Source organism: Aeromonas sp. 604282 (genome assembly GCF_049170575.1).
Classification (GTDB): domain Bacteria; phylum Pseudomonadota; class Gammaproteobacteria; order Enterobacterales; family Aeromonadaceae; genus Aeromonas; species Aeromonas veronii_A.
The window spans coordinates 35,424-56,201 of the sequence record NZ_JAAKMV010000016.1; the positions used below are offsets into that span (position 1 = coordinate 35,424).

Sequence of the window (20,778 nt, forward strand, 5' to 3'; positions counted from 1 at the left end):
CTGTTAATGGGTAGAGAAGAGCCATTATTAACCAGTTGCGGGCGAAATTGCCATTTCCTACTGGCGGATCCCGTCTATCTTCGTTCAGGGCACGGCTGTTCGCTGAAAATTTGTCCAAACATTTGTTTGAAAAAGAATTTTCGATTCTTTACTCTAGCTTCAGTTTGATAACAAAAAATTAACTGGAGGCATCGTGAGCCGCTATCCGACCCTGCTGACCCCGCTCGACCTTGGTTTTACCCAGCTGCGCAACCGTGTGTTGATGGGCTCCATGCATACCGGCCTCGAAGAGGAGAAGGGCGGTTTTGACAAGCTGGCCGCCTTTTACGCCGAGCGCGCCCGTGGTGGCGTTGGCCTTATCGTCACCGGCGGCATTGCCCCCAATCTGCGCGGTCGGCTGGTACCTCATGGCTCCCAGCTGAGCTTCCCCTGGCAGGTGAGCAAGCACAAGAAGGTGACCAGCGCCGTGCATCAGGAGGGGGGCAAGATTGCGCTGCAGATCCTCCATGCCGGTCGTTACGCCTATCATCCGTTCAGTCTGGCGCCGAGTGCCCTCAAGGCCCCCATCTCCCCGTTCAAGCCACGCGCCATGAGCGAGCGGCAGATCCGCGGCACTATTCGCGACTTCGCGGCTACAGCAGCGCTGGCCAAGGCGGCCGGTTATGACGGCGTCGAGGTGATGGGCTCGGAAGGCTATCTCATCAACCAGTTCATCTGCGAGCGAACCAACAAACGCACCGATGGCTGGGGCGGCAGCAGCGAAAACCGGATGCGCTTTGCGGTGGAGATTGTCCGCGCCATCCGCGAGCGGGTCGGCACCGACTTCATCATTATCTTCCGCCTCTCCATGCTGGATCTGGTGGAGCAGGGCTCGACCCTGGAAGAGGTGATTGCCCTTGGCAAAGCGCTGGAAGCGGTGGGGGTGACCCTGATCAACACCGGTATCGGTTGGCACGAAGCGCGTATTCCCACCATCGCCACCAGCGTGCCACGCGGCGCCTTCAGCTGGGTGACCGCCGAGCTGAAAAAACACCTCAAGGTGCCGCTTATCACTACCAACCGGATTAACACCCCGGAGGTGGCCGAGCGGATTCTGGCGGGGGGTGAGGCGGATATGGTCTCCATGGCACGCCCTTTCCTGGCGGACCCGGAGTTTGTCATCAAGGCGGCCGAGAACCGGGCGGACGAGATCAACACCTGCATCGCCTGCAACCAGGCCTGCCTCGACCATGTGTTCAAGCAGAAGCGCGCCTCCTGTCTGGTCAATCCCCGCGCCTGTTTCGAGACCGAGCTGACCTTTGGCCGCGTGCCCCAGCCCAAGAAGCTGGCGGTGGTGGGGGCGGGCCCGGCCGGGCTGGCGTTTGCCTGTTACGCTGCCGAGCGCGGTCATCAGGTGAGCCTGTTCGATCAGGCCAGCGAAATCGGCGGCCAGTTCAACTTCGCAAAGCAGATCCCGGGCAAGGAGGAGTTTCACGAGACTCTGCGCTATTTCGCCAAACGGCTGGAGAAGTGCGGCGTAGAGCTCTATCTGGGCCAGCGCCAGAGTGCCGAGAGCCTGCTCGGCGGCGGTTTTGACGAGGTGATCCTCGCTACCGGTATTCGTCCGCGCACCCCCAATATTCCGGGCATCGAACATCCCAAGGTGATGAGTTATCTCGATGTATTGCGGGATCACAAACCGGTCGGCCAGAAGGTGGCGGTGATCGGTGCCGGCGGCATCGGATTCGATGTGGCTGAGTATCTGGTCGAGAAGAAGGTGGAGATGGATGCCGATGGGCACCGTGATCACTGGCTCAAGGAGTGGGGCATCGACAAACAGCTTGGCGAGCGCGGTGGCCTTACGGTTCCTGAAATCGACGCCCCCGAGCGCCAGATTTGGCTGCTGCAGCGCAAGGAGAGCAAGGTGGGTGACGGACTTGGCAAGACCACCGGCTGGATCCACCGTACCGTGCTCAAGAACCGCAAGGTGCAGATGCTCTCCGGGGTGCAATATCTGGGGATCGATGACGAGGGCTTGCACATTCAGGTGGGCGAGACCAAGCAGTGTCTGCCGGTGGATCAGGTTATCGTCTGCGCCGGGCAGGAGCCCCTTAAAGAACTGCAGGCCGGGTTGCAGGCGGCAGGCAAGCCGGTGCATATCATCGGCGGAGCCGACGTGGCTGCCGAGCTGGATGCCAAGCGCGCCATCCGGCAAGGGGCCGAGCTGGCAGCGATCATCTAGCAAGCAGCGTCCTCTTGTCCTTTATAGTGCGATAAACCCCTGAGCCTCAGGGGTTTTCTTCATTCGGTGCTGTGCTAAGGTAGCGCCATCATTGCCCCAGAGAAGGAATTGCCCATGGATGCCCTCACCCTGTTGCTCAATCGCCACTCCTGTGGCCGTCTCGCCGATCCCGCCCCGAGCGGTGAGGTGCTCGACAATATCCTCAAGGCGGGCCTGCGTGCGCCGGATCACGGCACCCTGACCCCCTGGCAGTTCATTCTGTTTGAAGGGGAGGGGCGTGAGCGGCTGGGCAAGCTGCTGGCCGAGGCGGCCCGTGCCCGTGGCGAAGATGAAGAGAGCATCAAGAAGTGCAGCGAAGCGCCGCTGCGGGCGCCCTTGATCGTCGCCGTGGCAACCCGTTATCAGGATCACCCCAAGGTGCCGAAACTGGAGCAGGAGCTCTCTGCAGGTTGTGCCCTGATGGCGATGCAGATGGCGGCGCAGGCGCAGGGCTTCAACGGCATCTGGCGCTCCGGCTGGTTTATCTTCGATGAGCAGATCAACAAAGGATTGGGACTGGCGGCAGAGGATCAGCTGGTGGGTTTCCTCTACCTCGGCACCCCCATGCTGGAAGCGCGTAAACTGCGCGAGCTGCCGCTCGATGAGTTTGTCCGCCGTTTCTGACTTTTCGGCCACGTTGCGGTTGAGAGAAGCAAAGCCTCGAGAAATCGGGGCTTTTCTGTTTAACCGTGAATAGTAACCAGAGAAATTGGGGAAAATAAATGGCTCAAAGAGGCTTCGCGCGCCATAGCAGGTAATTATTTAAATAGTGCGATGTACCTCGCAATCCTGTGGTATTTCACTATGTAAAACGTTTGCGCATTCGCTAATATCTCCCTGCCAGTTTAGAAGGGCACTCCTTCTAATTTTTCTGCGATGAGAGTCGCAATTCCGTAGCACCTTTTAACAGCCCAACGTCTTCGTGACATTGGGCTTTATTTTTTTATGGGGTGTCGGGGCTGTTGTGAGTTGATGGCGGTATCGGCATACAACCCGGTTGGCTGCCTTATGCCCTGTTTGTGGCTGGCAGGATCCGGGCCGGGTTGCCGACTACCCGAGCACCGGCCGGTACATCTTTGGTGACTACGGCACCCGCGCCGACGATCGCCTCCCGCCCTATGGTGACGCCGGGCAGCAAGATGACGCCGCCCCCAATCCAGACCTTGTCTTCAATGGTGACCGGCAGCGCCGTCTCTGTGCCCTGAATCCGTTCGTCGGCCTCCAGCGCATGGGCTGCGGTATAGATCTGCACGTTTGGCCCAATCATCACATGGGCGCCGATGCGAATGGGGGCATTGTCCAGCAGGGTCGCTCCCATATTGATGTAGGAGTCCTTGCCCAGGTGGATGTGGCGGCCATAGGTACAGTAGAGGGGCGGGCAGATAAAGGCATTCTCAGCCAATTTGCCAATCAGCTCCGCCAGTAGTGCCCGCTGCTCTGCCTCATCTTCCGCCTGATTGAAACGGCGATAGCGCCGTGCCGCTTCCCGGCGCAACAGGGCCAGCTCGGGTGCCATGCAGTTGTACGGTTGGCTGCTAATCATCTTCTGGTATTCGCTCATGGCAGGGCCTCAATGATGTGGAAGAACGATGTTAATCCCTTATTGGCCAGAGAAGCGTGAACCGTCCCCCAGAGTAGGAAAGGGGGGAGAAACAACAAGAGCACCCGTGGGTGCTCTTGTTTAATAAAGATGCTGACTTGCCGCCTTGAGAGTGTGGGAGCTATGTTTAGCCGTGCTTGCGGCCGGAGAGGCGGCACCACTCCTCCTTGACTGCGGTCGGGTCCATCTCGAACCACTGGCCGTAGATAGTTTCCAGTTCCGGGGCCTGGCTCTCCAGCACGCCGGAGAGGGCCATCAGGCTGCCCGGCTTGCCGTGGCCGGCGATCAGCGGAGCCAGTTCGCGCAGCGGGCCGGCCAGGATATTGGCGACCACCACGTCCGCTTCGACATCTTGCGGCTGGTCGGCCGGCAGGTAGAGCTCAATCTGGTCGGCGACGCCGTTGCGCGCGGCGTTGTCGCGGCTGGCCTGAATGGCCTGCGGGTCGATGTCGATGCCGATGACGCGGGCAGCACCCAGTTTCAGGGCGGCGATGCCGAGAATGCCGGAGCCACAGCCAAAGTCGACCACGGTTTTACCGGCCAGATCCAGCCCGTCCAGCCACTGCAGGCAGAGCGCCGTGGTGGGGTGGGTACCGGTACCGAAGGCCAGACCTGGGTCCAGCATGACGTTGACTGCATCGGGGTTCGGCACATCGCGCCAGCTCGGGCAGATCCAGAGGCGCTCGCCAAACTGCATGGGGTGGAAGTGATCCATCCACTCGCGCACCCAGTCCTTGTCTTCCAGCTGCTCGACCTTGTAGCCGACATTTTCGCCGAAGATCTGCTGGAAGAAGGCGATAGTGGGGGCCGGATCGGTTTCGGCATCGAACAGCCCCATCACTTCGGTCTCGCCCCAGAGCGGGGTTTCACCGGGCATGGGTTCATAGACGGGCACATCCTTGGCATCCATAAAGGTCACCGCCTGGGCTCCACGCCCCAGCAGCATGTTGCTCACCTTGTCTGCGGTCTTGGCAGTGGCGTTGATTCGAATTTGTATCCAGGGCATGGCGTCGACTCTTCATAAATGTGAAACCGCGAGATTCTACCATCATGGGGCAGTGCTGTCGTGGTTTGCCCATGACGTGGAGGGATACGGGGGCTTTTGCCGGATTGGCACGGTTCCTGTATTGCTCTATGCAGGCGAAGACGACCGGTTTTCGCTGAACGCTTTGCTCAAGTTCCGTCATCTTTCACTGCCACCCTCGGGTGGCATTTTTTTATCTGCACTTGTTTGCCTAGTAAACAGTCTGCCAGATAAAAAAAGAGCAAGGTCGGCACCTTGCTCAAGGACGGGCTGACGCCGTTTTGGCGCATTCATGCTGCTGTTGGCACGCCAGATGCAAAGACTAATATGTCCTGCATAAGGATATGTGTGTGATTGTTACCCCAATGTTCAGGTATTCAGGCCATTTCTCGCGAAATGGCCTCTTTTTTGGCTGATTGTCGGACGTTGGTCTGCCACAGGCTGTCATGAGTGCCGCTGATTGTGCCCGTTTGGGGCATCTCCTTGGTGAACTTATCCCATCATGGTGCGTTGGAGGGCTTAGTTGGCAAAGCCGCTCATGTCGATCACCAGCTTGCCTACCATGCGGCCTGCTTCCACCTCGGCATGGGCCTGAGCCAGCGTGACCGGGGTCAGTGACGGGATGGTTCTGGTCAGGGTGGTCTGCAATACCCCTTCATCGACCAGTGCCGCCACCCGGCCGAGCAAGCGGTGCTGTTCGATCATGTCCGGAGTCTGGAACAGGGAGCGGGTGAACATGAACTCCTGGCTGAAGGTGACGCTCTTGCTCTTGAGCAGGGAGAGATCCCACGGCTCGCTCGATTCAGCGATGGTGCAGATATGGCCAAATGGGCGGATCAGCCCTGCCATGGTAGCCCAGTGCTCGGCGGTGGCGTTGGTGCAGAAGATGGCATCGACCTGAGTGATGCCAAGGGCGGTCAGCTCCTCCTGCAACTTGTGGTGGTTTACGACCTGATGGGCGCCCATCTCGAGGCACCACTCACGGCTCTCGGGGCGGGAGGCAGTAGCAATCACCTCCATGCCGGTGAGCTGGCGGGCCAGCTGGATGGCGATGGAGCCTACGCCACCGGCGCCGCCGATGATCAGCAGTTTGCCACGGCTCTCGCGGGTGAGGGCAAAGCGCTCGAACAGGGTCTCCCAGGCGGTGATGGCGGTGAGCGGCAAGGCGGCGGCCTCCACATCGCTCAAGCTGGTGGGGGCGATCGCGGCGATGCGCTCATCCACCAGTTGCAGGGCGCTGTTGCTGCCCGGGCGGCTGATGTCGCCGGCATACCAGACTCGGTCGCCCGCCTTGAACAGGGTGACTTCGCTGCCGGTGGCGATCACTTCCCCCACCGCATCCCAGCCCAGCACCCGGGGCGAGCTTTCAATTTTGGCCTTGTGGGAGCGCACCTTGGTATCCACCGGATTGACGGAGGTGGCAGTAACCCGGACCAGCAGATCCCGCGGACCCGGAACCGGATCGGGCAGGTTGGCTGCGATAAAGCAGTCGGGGTGGTCGCTTGGCAGATAGTGAGTCAGGGCAATGGCTTTCATGGTATTTCCTTTCAAATCGCTGTGTTCGGGATTGCCACTCACTCTAGTCTGGTTGATTATCAAGATTAAGATGGGTAATCGGTAAAGACTGTTTGAATATATGAACAATGTCGATCTGGAGTTGATGGGGCTGTTTGCCACCGTGGTGGAGCAGGGAAGCTTTACCCGAGCCGCCGAGCTGCTCGGTATGCCCAAGTCGTCGGTGAGCCAGAAGATCTCGCGGCTCGAATCCCAGCTCGGGGTGCGGCTGTTGCAGCGTACCACTCGCAGGTTGAGCCTGACCCCGCAGGGGGAGCTCTATGTGGAGCACTGTCAGGGGCTGCTGGCACTGGCCCGCAGTGCCAATCTGGCGATGGCACGGCTGCGCTCGGCCCCGGCGGGGCGGGTGCGGATCACTGCCCCCGAGGCGACCGGCACCCTGCTGCTTGGCCGGATCCTGGCCGAGTTTCGTGCGCTTTACCCCGAGGTGGTACTGGAGCTGACCCTGAGCGATGAGCAGCTTGATCTGGTGGGCGAGGGTTACGATCTGGCGCTGCGGGCGGCGCCGCTGAAAGACTCCAGCCTGATCTGCCGGCGTATCGGTCAGGTGCCGCGCCATCTGGTTGCGGCCCCAGCCTATCTGGCGGCCCACGGCATGCCGCAACAGTTGAGCGAGCTGGGCCGCTATGCCTGTCTGGTGCACTCGGCCATGCCGGTGTGGCCATTGCTGGAGGGGGGCTGGCGGCCGCAGGGGGCCTGTGTCAGCAACAGCTTGCTGGCGCTGCGGGAGATGGCGCTTCATGACGGGGGGATTGCCCTGTTGCCCCACCATGTCTGTGAAGGGGATTTGGCGGCGGGGCGGCTGCAGAAGGTGTTGCCGGATCAGCCCATTCCGGCCAACCCGTTTTACCTTATCTATCCGAGTCGGGAGCATCTGGCTCCCGCCCTGCGCACCCTGATGGATTTCGTGGCCGAGCGGTTGCCGTTCGCCTGAGTTACCAGCTGCTCTGGCTGGCCGACTCCTGATTGGGTTTGAGGCCGAGGGGGACCGACTGGCGCTCCGCCAGCATGCGGATCTGCCCTTCAATCAGGCTGGCGCTGGGGCCCAGCACCAGCACCAGCTGGTGGTCGTTGAGCTGGATCCAGGAGAGGCAGCCCAGACCCAGCAGGCGGGATTCATCCACCAGTGAAATATCGCGCACCCGCAGGCTGAGGCGGGTGATACAGACACTCATCGCCACCAGATTGTCCATCCCGCCCAGCACCTTGAGGTACTGGATCGCCAGCATCTGCGGGTCTGAGGGGGCAACGCTGGCAAGGCGCGGATGCTCCACCGCGATGGGCTTGCTCGGCATGCTGAGGGGGGCACGCTCCAGCAGCTGATAGAACAGCAGGGTGTAGGCGACGAAAAACAGGATACCGACCGGGATGAGCCAGAAGCTGTGCTCCCCTGCCTGATAGCTCAGCACCAGATCCAGCAGACCGGCGGAGAAGTAACTGCCCACCTTGATCCCCAGCCCGCTACAGACCGCCAGCGACAGTCCGGTCAGCAGGGCGTGGGCGAGAAACAGCCAGGGGGCGGTAAAGGCGAACAGAAATTCGATAGGCTCTGTGATACCCACCAGTGCCGAGGTGAGCGCAAGGGTGAGCAGCAGCCCGCCCTGTGGCAGCCGCTGCATCCGCTGGCGGTGCAGCCAGATGGCAAAACAGGCGCCCGGCAGGCCGAACATGATGATGGGGTAAAGACCGGCTACATATCCTTCATGAAGGGGCTGGGCGGTGGCCAGCGCCTGCAGGTTGCTCTCGCCAAGGCCGATGACGCTGCCCAATACCTGATGGAGCCCGAGCGGGATTAACAAGCGGTTGAGGGTGCCGTAGCAGAAGGCGCCAAACGGCGTGGTGAGCAGCTCCGAGGTGAGCAGGGTCAGCCCGCGCTCCAGCGGTGGCCACAGCAGCGAGAGGGGGATGGCGATCAGCAGGCAGGCCAAGGCCGACACCAGCAGGCTGGGAAACTCCCCCCTGGCGATCTGCAGCCAGCGGGGCAGCGTTTGCTGGTGAACCCAGGGATAGATGATGGCAGTGGTGAGCCCCGCCAGCAGACCGCAGATCATGTCGGCGTGCAGGTTGGGGGCCAGCGTATTGAAGGCGGTGCTGAGCAGCAGGAAGTTGACCGCACCCGCCAGCGTCTGTCCGCCCAGCTCCTGCCGACTCAGGCCAAAGGCGATCGCCACCGCATAGATGAGCGGCATCTGGCTGAAGATCGCCTGACCGGTGAGGGAGAGCACCGCCAAATCGAGCACGTCGGGTTGCCCAAGCCGGTAGATCAACGCCGCCATCGGCAGGATGGAGACGGGCAGCAGCAGGGCATAACCGAGCCGCTGCAGGGCTTGAGTAACGACTTGTCGAGTGGCTTTAACGGGCATACAGCGGCTACGTTCTGTGACTTGGCGCACAGTTTAACCGGAAAACACCTATTTGGGGATAGTTTTGGAACCCCTAATTTATATTTTTATTATTTCTGCCCGAAAAGCTCGCGCACTTCCCGCGAGGGCGGTGCCGTCAGCAGGCTGACCGTGATAAAGACCACCAGCGCCAGCGTGAGGCTTGGCACGATGGCGTGCAGGCCAGCCAGCTTGATCCCCCACTGACTCAGTACCCCATAGCTGACGATGCCGCTGACCATACTGGCCAGCGCGCCCGGGCCGTTGGCCCGCGACCAGTAGAGACCGAGCACCAGCGGCCAGAGGAACACCGCCTGCAGACCGCCAAAGGCGAGCAGATTGAGCCAGATGATCATCTCGGGCGGTTGCAGCGCCGCCAGCAGCACCAGGGTGCCCAAGATCAGGGTGCAGAGCAGAGAGAGGCGAGGGATGCGCACCTCCAGCTTCTCCTGCTTTGGATTGAGATAGTTGAGGTAGAGATCCTTCACCAGAGTGGCGGAAGCCTGGATCAGCTGGGAGTCGATGGTGGACATGATGGCCGCCATCGGCGCCGCCAGAAAGACCCCGGCCAGCCAGGGGGGCAGCACTTCCATCATCAGGGAGGGCATGATCTTGTCCGGGCTGTCCATGCCCGGCAGGATGGCGCGGCCGAGGGCGCCCGCCAGATGCATGCCAAACATCAGCAGGGCGCTGACCACAGTACCGATCAAAATGCCGCGATGGAGTGCCTTGCTGTCGCGATAGCCAAAGCAGCGCAGCGCCGAGTGGGGTAGCCCCACCACCCCGACACAGACCAGGAGCCAGAAGCTCAGCATAAAGGGCTGGGTCAACATGTCGCCGGCCCCTTGCGGGCTTACCAGCTTGGGATCGATCTCTTTTAGCTGATGGATAAGATTGGGCAATCCATCCCCTGCAATCAGAATTCCTGCCAGCAAGGCGCCGGTGCCGATCAGCATGATGATCCCCTGCAGGGCATCGGTCATCACCACGGCGCGGAAGCCGCCGATGATGGTGTAGAGCAGCACGCAGCTGGCAAACAGCATCAACCCCTGCTGGTAGGAGAGGCCGGTGGCGGTCTCCAGCAGGCGGGCACCGCCGATAAACTGCACCACCATGGTCGCGATAAAGGCGAGGATGATAGTAATGGAGCCGAGGATCACCACCGCCTTGCTCTGGTAGCGGGCCCACAGCATGTCGTTGATGGTCACCGCATTGACCCGGCGGGCGATGATGGCGAACTTCTTGCCAAGCACCCCCAGAGTGAGCCAGACGGTGGGCAGCTGGATCATCGCCAGCAACACCCAGCCAAGGCCGATCTTGTAGGCGGCACCCGGCCCACCGATAAAGGAGGAGGCCGAGGTGTAGGTGGCCACTAGCGTCATCGCCAGCACCAGCCCGCCCATGCTGCGGTTGCCGATGAAGTACTCCTGCACGAAGTTGCCTTGCGCGCGATGGCGGCTGGCCCAGAAACCCACCCCCAGCACCAGCACCAGATAGATGACGAGCGGCAGCATCAACTCAAGATTCATGGGATGACTCCTTGCCGGAAGGGGAGTGGGTATCGAGGGGGATCTCCACAAACAGCCGGTTCACCATCAGGGCGCAGAGCAGAATGAACAGCAGCGGCATCACCATGCAGCTGAGCAGGAACCACAGTGGCAGCCCCCACAACTCCAGCTGGGGCGGGATAAAATAGGCGGTGCCATACCAGGCAAAGAAGTAGAACAGGGTCAGCAGCAGGCAGAAAGCTGCTTCCCGGCGGGCGAGAGCAAAACGGTTCACCTTGGCCTCCGACAAATTTGAGGGGCGCAAGAATAACAAAAAAGGGCCATGTCGCCATGGCCCTTTTTCAGCAGAGGCTCCTTGCGAAGCAGACTTCCACCGGAAGTCCGGTCTCTATCAGTGATCCTACAGACCCAACTTCTTGTGCAGATAGTGGGCGTTGGTACTGCCACCGTGCAATGTCATCGGGTCTCTATCAGCGATCCTTACAGACCTAACTTCTTGTGCAGGTAGTGGATATTGGTGCCACCGTGCTGGAAGTTTTCGTCTTTCATGATCTCTTTTTGCAACGGTACGTTGGTCTTGATCCCTTCCACCACCAGCTCGTCCAGCGCATGGCGCATGCGGGCGATGGCAATGTCACGATTCTCGCCGTAGCAGATCAGCTTGCCGATCATTGAATCGTAGTGGGGCGGTACCTTGTAACCGGCATAAATGTGGGAGTCCCAACGCACGCCCAGACCACCCGGCGCGTGGAAGCGCTGAACCAGACCCGGAGAGGGCATGAAGGTGGCCGGATCTTCGGCGTTAATCCGGCACTCGATGGCATGGCCACGGATGCGGATATCCTGCTGGGTGATCGACAGGGGCTGACCGGCGGCGATGCGCAGCTGCTCCTTGATCAGATCGATACCGGTGACCATCTCGGTGACCGGATGCTCAACCTGGATACGGGTGTTCATTTCGATGAAATAGAACTCGCCGTTCTCGTACAGGAACTCGAAAGTACCCGCACCGCGGTAGCCGATCTCGATACAGGCGCGCACACAGCGCTCGCCGATGAACTTGCGCATTTCGGCGGTGATGCCGGGTGCCGGCGCCTCTTCCACCACCTTCTGGTGGCGACGCTGCATGGAGCAGTCGCGCTCGCCCAGATAGAGGGCGTTGCCCTGGCCGTCTGCCAACACCTGAATTTCGATGTGGCGCGGGTTTTCCAGGTACTTCTCCATGTAGACCATGTCGTTCTTGAAGAACTGGCCTGCTTCGGATTTGGTTAGGGCAATGGCGGAGGCTAGCTCGGCCTCGCTGCGTACCACGCGCATGCCACGACCACCGCCGCCACCGGCAGCCTTGATGATCACCGGATAGCCGATGCGCTTGGCAATAGCGGCATTGCGCTTGGTGTCGTTGTCCACCGGACCGTCAGAGCCCGGTACACACGGTACGCCTGCCTTCTTCATCGCTTCGATGGCGGAGACTTTGTCACCCATCAGGCGGATGGTCTCGGCGCGCGGGCCGATGAAGATGAAGCCGGATTTTTCGACCACTTCGGCAAAATCGGCGTTCTCGGAGAGGAAGCCGTAACCCGGGTGGATGGCCACGGCACCGGTCACCTCGGCGGCGGCGATGATAGCCGGAACGTTGAGGTAGGAGTCGGTACTGGCTGGTTTGCCGATACAGATGGATTCGTCGGCCAGCAGCACATGTTTGAGCTCCCGGTCGGCGGTGGAGTGAACGGCCACTGTCTTGATCCCGAGCTCTTTGCAGGCGCGCAGGATCCGCAGGGCAATTTCACCGCGGTTGGCGATGACTACTTTGTCCAACATGGGTGGCGATTTCCCTTATTCGATGATGAACAGCGGCTCGTCAAATTCGACGGCCTGACCATTTTCAACCAGGATCGCTTTGATCACACCGGCCTTGTCAGACTCGATTTGGTTCATCATTTTCATGGCTTCGACGATGCACAGGGTATCGCCGACATTGACTTGCTGACCCACTTCCACGAACGGCTTGGCTTCCGGGCTGGAGGAGCGGTAGAAGGAGCCAACCATGGGAGAGCGCATCAGGTGACCGCTCGGTGCGGCATCTGCGGCCGGCGCAGCGGAAACCGGGGCGGCGGCTGGAGCGGCAACCGGAGCGGCTGCTTGCTGCATGATCATCTGCGGTGCGGCAGTGACCTGGCCTGCGAAGTTGCGGCTGATGCGAACGGACTCTTCACCTTCGGAGATCTCCAGTTCGGCGATGCCGGACTCTTCAACCAGTTCAATCAGCTTCTTGATTTTGCGGATATCCATTAGCATTCTCTTTCTTCTTTATCTGATCAGTGATTATCAAGCCGCGTGCAGATGGCGCACGGCCGCGGTTAAAGCGAATTGATAGCCATCGGCCCCCAGACCACAAATGACCCCTTTGGCGACATCAGACAGATAGGAGTGATGACGAAACGGCTCCCTGGCATGAACGTTTGACAGGTGAACCTCGATAAAGGGTATGGCGACACCCAGCAGCGCATCGCGGATGGCGACGCTGGTGTGGGTGAAGGCGGCCGGATTGATGATGATGAAATCCACCTGACCCATGGCCTGATGGATGCGGCTGACCAACTCATGTTCGGCGTTGGATTGCAGATGTTCCAGAGTGACACCGAGTTCGCTGGCGTTGAGCTTCAGATCGGCGACGATCTCATCGAGCGTCTTGCTGCCGTAGATACCCGGTTCCCGTTTGCCCAGCAGATTCAGGTTTGGACCGTTGAGCAGGAGAATTCGGCGATGTTGCGACATATTGAGTGCATCCTCGATGATCATGCTGCTATCTGTCAGCTATCTTGTGGACTACCAGAAATCTAGCCATTTTCTGCGCAAATCGGTGTGCCCTGGCACACAGATTTCGCAATTATATTGATTTCGTGAAAATTAGCAGCATTTTACTGGTCTAATCTCTACATCTGGCTATTTATTGCACGTTTGGGTCGGCAAGGCTCCGTAGCTACCGCCTTGCTGTTTGCTGATGGATGAGAAACGACAAAGCCGGCGCAGGGCCGGCTTTGTTGAGCAACAAACGAAGCGGGATCAGGCTGCTTCCGACTTCTCGCGGATCAACTTGTCCACTACGCCCGGATCCGCCAGGGTGGAGATATCCCCTAGGCTGTCGGTCTCGCCGGTGGCGATTTTGCGCAAGATGCGGCGCATGATCTTGCCGGAACGGGTCTTCGGTAGCCCCTCTGCCCAGTGAATGACATCTGGCGTGGCGATGGCGCCAATTTCCTTGCGCACCCACTCTTTCACCTCTTTGTGCAGCTCGCGGCTCGGCTCTTCCCCGGCGATCAGGGTGACATAGGCATAGATGCCCTGACCCTTGATCTCGTGAGGAACCCCCACCACCGCGGCTTCGGCGATCTTGGGGTGGGCCACCAGCGCCGATTCAATTTCGGCGGTACCCATGCGGTGGCCGGAGACGTTCAGTACATCATCCACCCGTCCGGTGATCCAGTAGTAGCCGTCCTCGTCGCGACGGGCACCGTCGCCGGTGAAGTAGCGGCCCGGGAAGGTGGAGAAGTAGGTCTGCTCGAAGCGCTCGTGATCGCCGAATACGGTGCGCATCTGGCCTGGCCAGGAGTCGGTGATCACCAGATTGCCCTCGGTGGCCCCCTCCAGCGGTTCGCCCATGTTGTCGACCAGCGCCGGCTGCACCCCGAAGAAGGGTTTGGTGGCAGAGCCGGGTTTCAGATCGGTAACGCCGGGCAGCGGGCTAATCAGGATGCCGCCGGTCTCGGTTTGCCACCAGGTATCGACAATGGGGCAGCGCTCATCGCCAATGGTGCGGTAGTACCACTCCCAGGCTTCCGGGTTGATGGGTTCACCCACCGAACCCATGATGCGCAGGCTCTGGCGTGACGTGCCGGTGACCGCTTCGTTACCCTTGGCCATCAGGGCACGGATGGCGGTTGGTGCAGTATAAAGGATGGTGACCTTATGCTTGTCCACCACCTGGCTCATGCGGTTGGTGGCCGGGTAGTTGGGCACCCCTTCGAACATGATGGTGGTGGCGCCGTTGGCAAGCGGCCCGTAGACCAGATAGGAGTGGCCGGTGACCCAGCCCACATCGGCGGTACACCAGTAGATATCCTCTTCGTGGTAGTCGAACACATATTTGAAGGTGAGGGTGGCGTAAACCAGATAGCCGCCGGTGGTGTGGAGGACCCCCTTGGGTTTGCCGGTGGAGCCGGAGGTATAGAGGATAAAGAGCGGATCTTCGGCGTTCATCGCCTCGGGCGGGCAATCGCTGCTGACGGTGGCGGTCGCTTCGTGCCACCAGATATCGCGGTGGTTGTGCCAGGCGACATTGCCGCCGGTGCGCTTGAGCACGATCACCTTGTTGACCTGGGTTTCCGGGTTGGTGAGCGCTTCATCCACATTCTTCTTGAGCGGCACCGGACGCCCACCACGCAGCCCCTCGTCGGCGGTGATCACGATGCGCGAGCCCGAGTCGATGATGCGACCAGCCAGCGCTTCCGGCGAGAAGCCGCCGAATACGATGCTGTGTACCGCTCCGATGCGGGTACAGGCCAGCATGGCGATGGCGGCTTCGGGCACCATGGGCATATAGAGGCAGACCACGTCGCCACGGTGAACCCCTTGTGCTTTCAAGACGTTGGCAAACTTGCACACTTCGCTGTGCAGTTCGCGGTAGGTGAGTTTGCGATCTTCGGCAGGGTTGTCCCCTTCCCAGATGATGGCGACCTTGTCACCCCGTTCGGCGAGATGGCGATCGAGGCAGTTGGCGGAGACGTTGAGCTGGCCATCTTCAAACCATTTGATGGAGACATGGCCCGGATCGTAGGAGGTGTTTTTGACCTTGCTATAGGGTTTCATCCAGTCGAGGATTTTTCCCTGCTCTCCCCAGAAGGTCTCGGGATCCTCGACGGAGGCCTGATACATGGCGGCGTAGTCGCCCTTGTCTAGCAGTGCATTGCTGCTGATGTGGGGTTTGACCGGGTAGACCTTGCTCTCGCTCATCTGTCACTCCTTTGAATACATACTTTTAATAATTAAGTAACAACTTATACCTTTGGTCGAGGGGGGCAATTAGACTTTTGGATAGACAGCAACATTTGGTTACAGGGTAATGGGTGACACTCACGCGGTGAGTGGGTAAAAAGGTGTCTTTGATTGATAGAGGTTGTTATGTTCTCTCTGTTGCTCTGTGCATCCCTGTGGCAGTTTGATGCGCCTGTTCTTGCAGACAAGCCTCCCAAAGAGTTTGCTATTACACACCAGGAGCCGTCACAGACTGTACGGGATCGGGTTGCTGAGCAGCTTGGTCATGCATGGCAGGACAAAAAGCCGGGAGCCAGGTTTTCCCTCAGTGAGCCAGGCTCCCGTTACTCGGGTGACTCACCGCTCACTCGCATGGCCAATGACCGGGATAACGGTGGTGTTCCTACCCTGACGTTTGGAAAATAGTTTGATTGTCCAGTCGTTGGCCGTTCGTTTCCCTGATATCGCTACAGCTGAACGCTTTGGCAATGCAAGCGTTCGTGCATCTGTTCTACATGCAGCGGTTTACTGAACAGGTAGCCCTGCCCCTCACCACAGTTAAGTGACTGCAAGAAGGTATATTGTGCTCGAGTTTCAATACCCTCTGCCGTAACCTCCATCTCCAGACTGTCTGCCAGACTGATGATGGTGCGGCAGAGCTCCCTGCTATTCTTGTCCTCCGGTAAAGCCTGCACGAATGCCCGGTCGATCTTGATGCGATCAATCGGCAGAGTCTTGAGCAGGCTCAGCGACGAAAATCCGGTGCCAAAGTCGTCGATGGCAATTTGAACCCCCAGATTTTTCAGCCGGGTAAAGAGATCCAGGCTCTGATCAACCCGTTGTATGATGCTTTCCGTTACTTCAATCTCCAGTCGCTCAGGCGGAAACCCTGTTTCGGCCAGAATAGTTGCGACCTGTTCCACATAGCCGGGTGAGCGCATCTCTCGCACCGATACATTAACTGACAAGCGGGGCACCGGCAGGCCGGCGGCCAGCCAGTTTCTTCCCTGTGCACAGGCATTGCGCATTACCCATTCGCCAATTTTTTCGATGAGGCCGCACTCTTCTGCAACCGGAATAAAACGGGCTGGATTGATCAGTCCCTCATTGGGGTGCTTCCAGCGCAAGAGTGCCTCCAGCCCACTCAGATGACCGCCGGCAAGATGAGTCATGGGCTGATAGAGAATACAAAGTTGTTCAAGCTCGAGAGCTTTGAGTAATCCCTGTTCAATTTGCATTCGTTCTCGAGCCTGTTCCGCCATATATGGGGTGTAGAACTGGAAGCCGTTACGACCCTGGCTCTTCGCTTCATACATGGCGTTGTCGGCGGCACTGATCAGTGTCTCAGGGGTGGTTGCGTGGTCCGGATAGATAGCGATGCCGATGCTCGCCGAGATAGCAACCTGCTCATGGGACAGTTCGACCGGTTCACGCAGCGCAGTCAGCAAGGTATTGGCGAGTGTTATCAGCTCGTCAGGTGCTTCCAGATAGGGGATGAGCACCAGAAATTCGTCCCCACCCAAGCGGGTAGCCAGCTCATTCGGTTGCAGGCAATTTCGGATCCGTTCTGCCAGTCGCTTGAGCAGTTCATCGCCCACCCCGTGCCCCAGACTGTCGTTGATCAGTTTGAAACCATCCAGATCGATAAAGAGTAGTCCCAACCGCTTGTTGTTGAGTTGTGCGGTTTTCAGTTCAAGAGTCAGTCGCTCCTGCAGCAGATGGCGATTGCCGAGTTCGGTCAGGGGATCGTGATAAGCGAGATGATTCAGCTCGGCTTCCACCTTGCGAATGGCGCTGATGTCGGAGAGGGCAATTACATAGTGAGTGGTGTTGTTGAAGTTGTCGTAGACGGCACTAATCTGCTGCCATGAAGAGAAGTAGCTGCCATCTTTGCGTAAACAGGCCATTTCGCCATGCCAGGCATTATTGTCCGGATGCAGTTGATGCCATGGTGAGTCGAGGTCGGTATAGCGTCTCGGATGTATAACGATTCCAGGATCTTGGCCTATTACCTCCTCGGCATCATATTGCGTCAGCATGGTGAAAGCCGGGTTGACCGAAATGATACGGTGATTGTTGTCCAGAATAATAATTCCCTCGGCCGTAGTATCGAAAACCACGTTGGCCTGATGGAGTCGCTCCTCCTGACGCCGCCGGGCCGTCGCGTTGTGGATCACGCCCATCACTCTGTGGCCGATGGATTCCGTGGCTGCAACATGATCGGCATGAATATCAACCCAGTGACGTTCATTTAAGGGAGTGATGAAGCTCAGGGTGAGATGGATGGGCTCTTTCCCTTGCAGAACTGTCCTGAGCTGCTGGCCTGATTCAGGTTCAAAGCAGTCAATGAAAGCCTGCAGCCCTCCCTTGAACTGGTGAGCTGGTATGCCAAGCAGTGGTTCAATTTCGCCATTAAACAGCAATCTATCCTCTGCAACATACCACTCCCACACGCCAATTTGTGCCGCTCTCATAGCCAGTTGCAGCCGCTGCTCTGTTTCGTACTGTTCGGTAATATCGCGCACTATGGCGAGGATACCGCTCGGCTTGCCACTGTCGTTCCACATCGGACTATAGGTTGCCTGCCACCGTCTTGCGCTGCTGCCATGTGCCGCTGTTTGCCCCGTGATGGCGATATTCACGTAGGGCCTACCGTGGCGCAGGATTTGCCGGAACATGGGCTCCAGTACTGGAGCCAGCTTGGGCACAATCTCTCTCAGATGTTTGCCCTTGTGTTCCTCTATGGTCTTGCCATTGATATCAGCCAGTACCTGATTGACTTTGCAATAACGGAAATGGCAGTCAAAGACACCTATACCCAAGGGGGCTGTATTCAGTAGTTGTTCGAGTATGCTCTGATCTGACAGCGTGGGCAGAATTGTTTCGGTATCGGCCTTGAAAAGCATTCCATCCATGATGGCTCCCAGCATTGATTTATTTGTCATTTAACGGTTTTAAGTATGGCACGAACCTTTTTTTGGGGGGGAGGAATAACCTTATCTCATTGTTATATATGGTAAGTCTTGGTGATGAAATCCATTTGGAGGCGGTTAGGTGTGAAAGGCAATCACAGCGGCGCGATTTCCGCTCAAGATGTATTAAAGGCTTAATTGATAGCGCAGGGTCAGGCTGATGGTGGGTTGCCAGTCACGCTCTTTCATCAGCCACTGTTTCGCGCCCGCTTCCAAGCCAAGCTTCCACTGATTCCATGTCCAGCTACGTTCCAGCGTCATTCCCCATTCGCGCCATCCCTCTTCGCTCTCATATGCGGACATGTATGCCTGGTCGCCTCTTGTCAGCCATAGATTGAAGGATACGTTGGCAGGCAGCGGAAGCGAATGTTCCATATACCACAGCTGGCCATAGCGACCGGTTACATCATAAAGCTGGCCAATGCTGAGCTGGTGTTCGTCATCCAGTTGCCAGCCCGTGCGCCATAACGCACCAAAGCGGGAGTGATCCGCCACCACCATCGGACTGATCCCTAAGGCGATAAAGCTCTGTTTATAAAGGGGTAACGCAACGCCTGCGCTTTGGCCATCAATAAAGACAAGGCCCATCTGTGTTTCCCGTTCATAGCCGAGCCAGAGCTGTACCGTGGAGTCGGCCCCCGCTCCCGCGTTGCTGCTGTCGAGTTGCCATTGGCTACCCACAACCAGCGCCCTGGCCGAGAAAGGCAGCATCAGGGGAATGAGCAGCAGTAACCCGCTCTTATTTGCCATACAGTCTCTGCCAGTCCCGATCCTGATGCATTCCCATCAGATGACAGATGATGCCGGAGCGCTGGAAAGCATAAATAAGCAGTACGCTGGCAGTGCAGATCAACATGATAAGGCCAAAACTGTTGGGCAGTATGGTGCCCTGACGGGCAGTCCACCACAGTAGCAAGGGGCCCCACAGATGGACGAAGATGCTCTTGTGGAAGATGAATACGGTCAGCGAGTACATACCGATCCAGTTGAGTGGTCGCCAGCAGAGACGGATATTGTGTTGGTGTAGCCAGAGCACGGTACCGATCACCAGAAACTCCATACCCCAGATCCCGGCTCGGCCGATCATGTCCAGCGCCAGTTCGTGTTCATTGGCGTAGATGTCGTTGAGCTCGACCGTGCTTGTCTCGCCGAACATGAGATAGATGGCCAGCGCCACCAGTGACAGCGTCAGCACCAGACGGTTGAGGCGATCTCGCCATTGTGGGCGCTGATGCCAGCACCAGCCATAGAGAAAGCCGAAGCAGCCACTGGCCATGAAGAGGTCGAGACGGACATCCAGCTCATAGTCGGGGTGAACGTGCAGCTTCATCCAACTGTCGATATGGCCGAGCAACTCCTGTACGCCGAGTTGATCCAGCAGCAGGCTTAGAAGGGTCAGCAGGAGCATGCCGCGGATGCCGAACCAGGCATACACCATGGAGAAGAGCGCCAGCAGGCACATCCAGAGCATGACCGGGTAGAACGAGATGGCCTCGCCGAAATTGGGGGCGATGACCAACCCTTCGACATAGAGCATCAGTATGATGCTGGCAAACAGGGCCAGCTTGCTGCCCAGCTGCGGCTTGAAGCTGGCCTGATCGCGGCGGCTCAGGTTGAATGCGGCCAAGGCCAGGTAGATCTGGCTTACCCAGGGGATTAACCAGGCTGATGCGTGTGCTGTCAGCTGATCCATGGGTAGCAGGTGTCCCGCCATTGCCTTGTGTGACACATAGAAGCTGTCCCACAAGGCATGCTCCCGATTGAAGAAATCGATGTACCAGTAGTTGAGATAACCGGTGTAGTGCTCAAACACTGCCATGAAGATGACCAGCCCGCGCAACAGATCGAGGCCTGTGATGCGCGCATCCTGTGGAGGCATACTATTGCTCCTGTGTAGTGTGGCGAAAGGAGCGGCACTATATCGGCTTTTGTGAAACTGAACGGGAGCTGAATGTAAGCGAATGTTACGGGGGGCTGTACCGATGTGCTTGTAATGACTGGGAAGAGCCTGACCTGGCTGTCATGATTTGCAATATTATTGGCTGTTTTTTAGCCTTTCTCTCGGCCAAATGCCTGAATACCGCGCACAAATACCAGCCAGCCGAGCAGGTGGAACGGGAGGGCGAGTAGGTAGAGCAGCAGGAAGTGCGACTCGCTGCCGCTGCTGTTGATGAAGTCGATCCAGGCGGCCAGCAGCGCCAGCATGCCGGCAATCTGGAAGCGGCGGCGCAACACCACCTCGACGCCGAGATTGGCAAGGTAGAGGGTGAGCAGGATGCCGGCAAAGCCGGTAAGCTGGGCGGTGCCGTAGAGCTCGCGATCCGGGTTGAACAGCAGCGCGATCAGGGGAGTAATGCCCTGCTCCAGCGGGATCAGGGCCAGCAGCCAGCATGCAATCAGAAGCAGGGCTGTCTTCATCGCGGC

At 58.6% G+C, this 20,778-nt stretch carries 17 protein-coding genes; 3 read left to right on the forward strand and 14 right to left on the reverse strand.

Annotated features, from left to right (window positions below; genetic code table 11):
* Positions 1–193 precede the first annotated feature (193 nt).
* Together G5367_RS17140 and G5367_RS17145 are read left to right on the forward strand one after the other, a co-directional pair.
* Positions 194–2,221: an FAD-dependent oxidoreductase gene (locus tag G5367_RS17140; RefSeq protein WP_421244673.1), complete on the forward strand. Its 2,028-nt coding sequence runs from the start codon at positions 194–196 to the stop codon at positions 2,219–2,221.
* A 114-nt stretch (positions 2,222–2,335) separates the two neighbouring features.
* Positions 2,336–2,884: an NAD(P)H nitroreductase gene (locus tag G5367_RS17145; protein WP_042080611.1), complete on the forward strand. Its 549-nt coding sequence runs from the start codon at positions 2,336–2,338 to the stop codon at positions 2,882–2,884.
* A gap of 382 nt (positions 2,885–3,266) precedes the next feature.
* Here G5367_RS17145 and G5367_RS17150 read toward each other — a convergent pair whose 3' ends face one another.
* The 3 genes from G5367_RS17150 to G5367_RS17160 form a co-directional block, all read right to left on the reverse strand.
* Positions 3,267–3,821 (reverse strand): sugar O-acetyltransferase, encoded by a 555-nt coding sequence (locus G5367_RS17150; RefSeq protein WP_421244672.1) that lies wholly within the window; start codon positions 3,819–3,821, stop codon positions 3,267–3,269.
* A 166-nt stretch (positions 3,822–3,987) separates the two neighbouring features.
* Positions 3,988–4,866, reverse strand: coding sequence for a 50S ribosomal protein L11 methyltransferase (prmA, locus tag G5367_RS17155; RefSeq protein ID WP_005349476.1), 879 nt, complete (start codon positions 4,864–4,866; stop codon positions 3,988–3,990).
* A gap of 537 nt (positions 4,867–5,403) precedes the next feature.
* Positions 5,404–6,420 (reverse strand): zinc-binding alcohol dehydrogenase family protein, encoded by a 1,017-nt coding sequence (locus G5367_RS17160; protein WP_421244671.1) that lies wholly within the window; start codon positions 6,418–6,420, stop codon positions 5,404–5,406.
* 100 nt (positions 6,421–6,520) lie between these two features.
* On the opposite strand from G5367_RS17160, the gene G5367_RS17165 reads away from it, so the two are divergent.
* A complete protein-coding gene (locus G5367_RS17165; protein ID WP_216951974.1) occupies positions 6,521–7,393 on the forward strand; it encodes a LysR family transcriptional regulator in 873 nt (290 codons plus the stop codon).
* Position 7,394: 1 nt separating this feature from the next.
* Here the strand turns inward: G5367_RS17165 and G5367_RS17170 are convergent, their stop codons facing one another.
* The 11 genes from G5367_RS17170 to G5367_RS17220 form a co-directional block, all read right to left on the reverse strand.
* Complete coding sequence (locus tag G5367_RS17170) at positions 7,395–8,822, reverse strand: PTS transporter subunit EIIC (protein WP_042080616.1); 1,428 nt, start codon at positions 8,820–8,822, stop codon at positions 7,395–7,397.
* An 89-nt stretch (positions 8,823–8,911) separates the two neighbouring features.
* Entirely contained in the window at positions 8,912–10,369 is a 1,458-nt protein-coding gene (panF, locus tag G5367_RS17175) for a sodium/pantothenate symporter (RefSeq protein ID WP_421244669.1), read from the reverse strand.
* A complete protein-coding gene (locus G5367_RS17180) occupies positions 10,359–10,622 on the reverse strand; it encodes a YhdT family protein (RefSeq protein ID WP_047438157.1) in 264 nt (87 codons plus the stop codon). Before G5367_RS17180 ends, panF begins: the two co-directional genes overlap by 11 nt.
* 206 nt (positions 10,623–10,828) lie before the next feature.
* Positions 10,829–12,169: an acetyl-CoA carboxylase biotin carboxylase subunit gene (accC, locus tag G5367_RS17185; RefSeq protein ID WP_216951972.1), complete on the reverse strand. Its 1,341-nt coding sequence runs from the start codon at positions 12,167–12,169 to the stop codon at positions 10,829–10,831.
* A gap of 15 nt (positions 12,170–12,184) precedes the next feature.
* A complete protein-coding gene (accB, locus tag G5367_RS17190; RefSeq protein ID WP_216979391.1) occupies positions 12,185–12,640 on the reverse strand; it encodes an acetyl-CoA carboxylase biotin carboxyl carrier protein in 456 nt (151 codons plus the stop codon).
* Between the two features lie 36 nt (positions 12,641–12,676).
* The gene (aroQ, locus tag G5367_RS17195; protein ID WP_139743401.1) at positions 12,677–13,126 is read right to left on the reverse strand and encodes a type II 3-dehydroquinate dehydratase; all 450 of its coding nucleotides are present in this window, start codon (positions 13,124–13,126) and stop codon (positions 12,677–12,679) included.
* A gap of 288 nt (positions 13,127–13,414) precedes the next feature.
* Positions 13,415–15,361 carry an acetate--CoA ligase gene (gene acs, locus G5367_RS17200; protein WP_421244668.1) on the reverse strand — a complete coding sequence of 649 codons (1,947 nt, stop codon included), beginning with the start codon at positions 15,359–15,361 and terminating at the stop codon, positions 13,415–13,417.
* 488 nt (positions 15,362–15,849) lie between these two features.
* Positions 15,850–18,288 (reverse strand): EAL domain-containing protein, encoded by a 2,439-nt coding sequence (locus G5367_RS17205; RefSeq protein WP_421244690.1) that lies wholly within the window; start codon positions 18,286–18,288, stop codon positions 15,850–15,852.
* A gap of 192 nt (positions 18,289–18,480) precedes the next feature.
* Positions 18,481–19,104, reverse strand: a complete 624-nt coding sequence (locus tag G5367_RS17210; RefSeq protein ID WP_421244667.1) for a hypothetical protein — start codon at positions 19,102–19,104, stop codon at positions 18,481–18,483.
* Positions 19,094–20,233, reverse strand: a complete 1,140-nt coding sequence (locus G5367_RS17215; protein WP_421244666.1) for a hypothetical protein — start codon at positions 20,231–20,233, stop codon at positions 19,094–19,096. Before G5367_RS17215 ends, G5367_RS17210 begins: the two co-directional genes overlap by 11 nt.
* A gap of 170 nt (positions 20,234–20,403) precedes the next feature.
* Positions 20,404–20,772: a hypothetical protein gene (locus G5367_RS17220; RefSeq protein WP_421244665.1), complete on the reverse strand. Its 369-nt coding sequence runs from the start codon at positions 20,770–20,772 to the stop codon at positions 20,404–20,406.
* Positions 20,773–20,778: the final 6 nt, after the last annotated feature.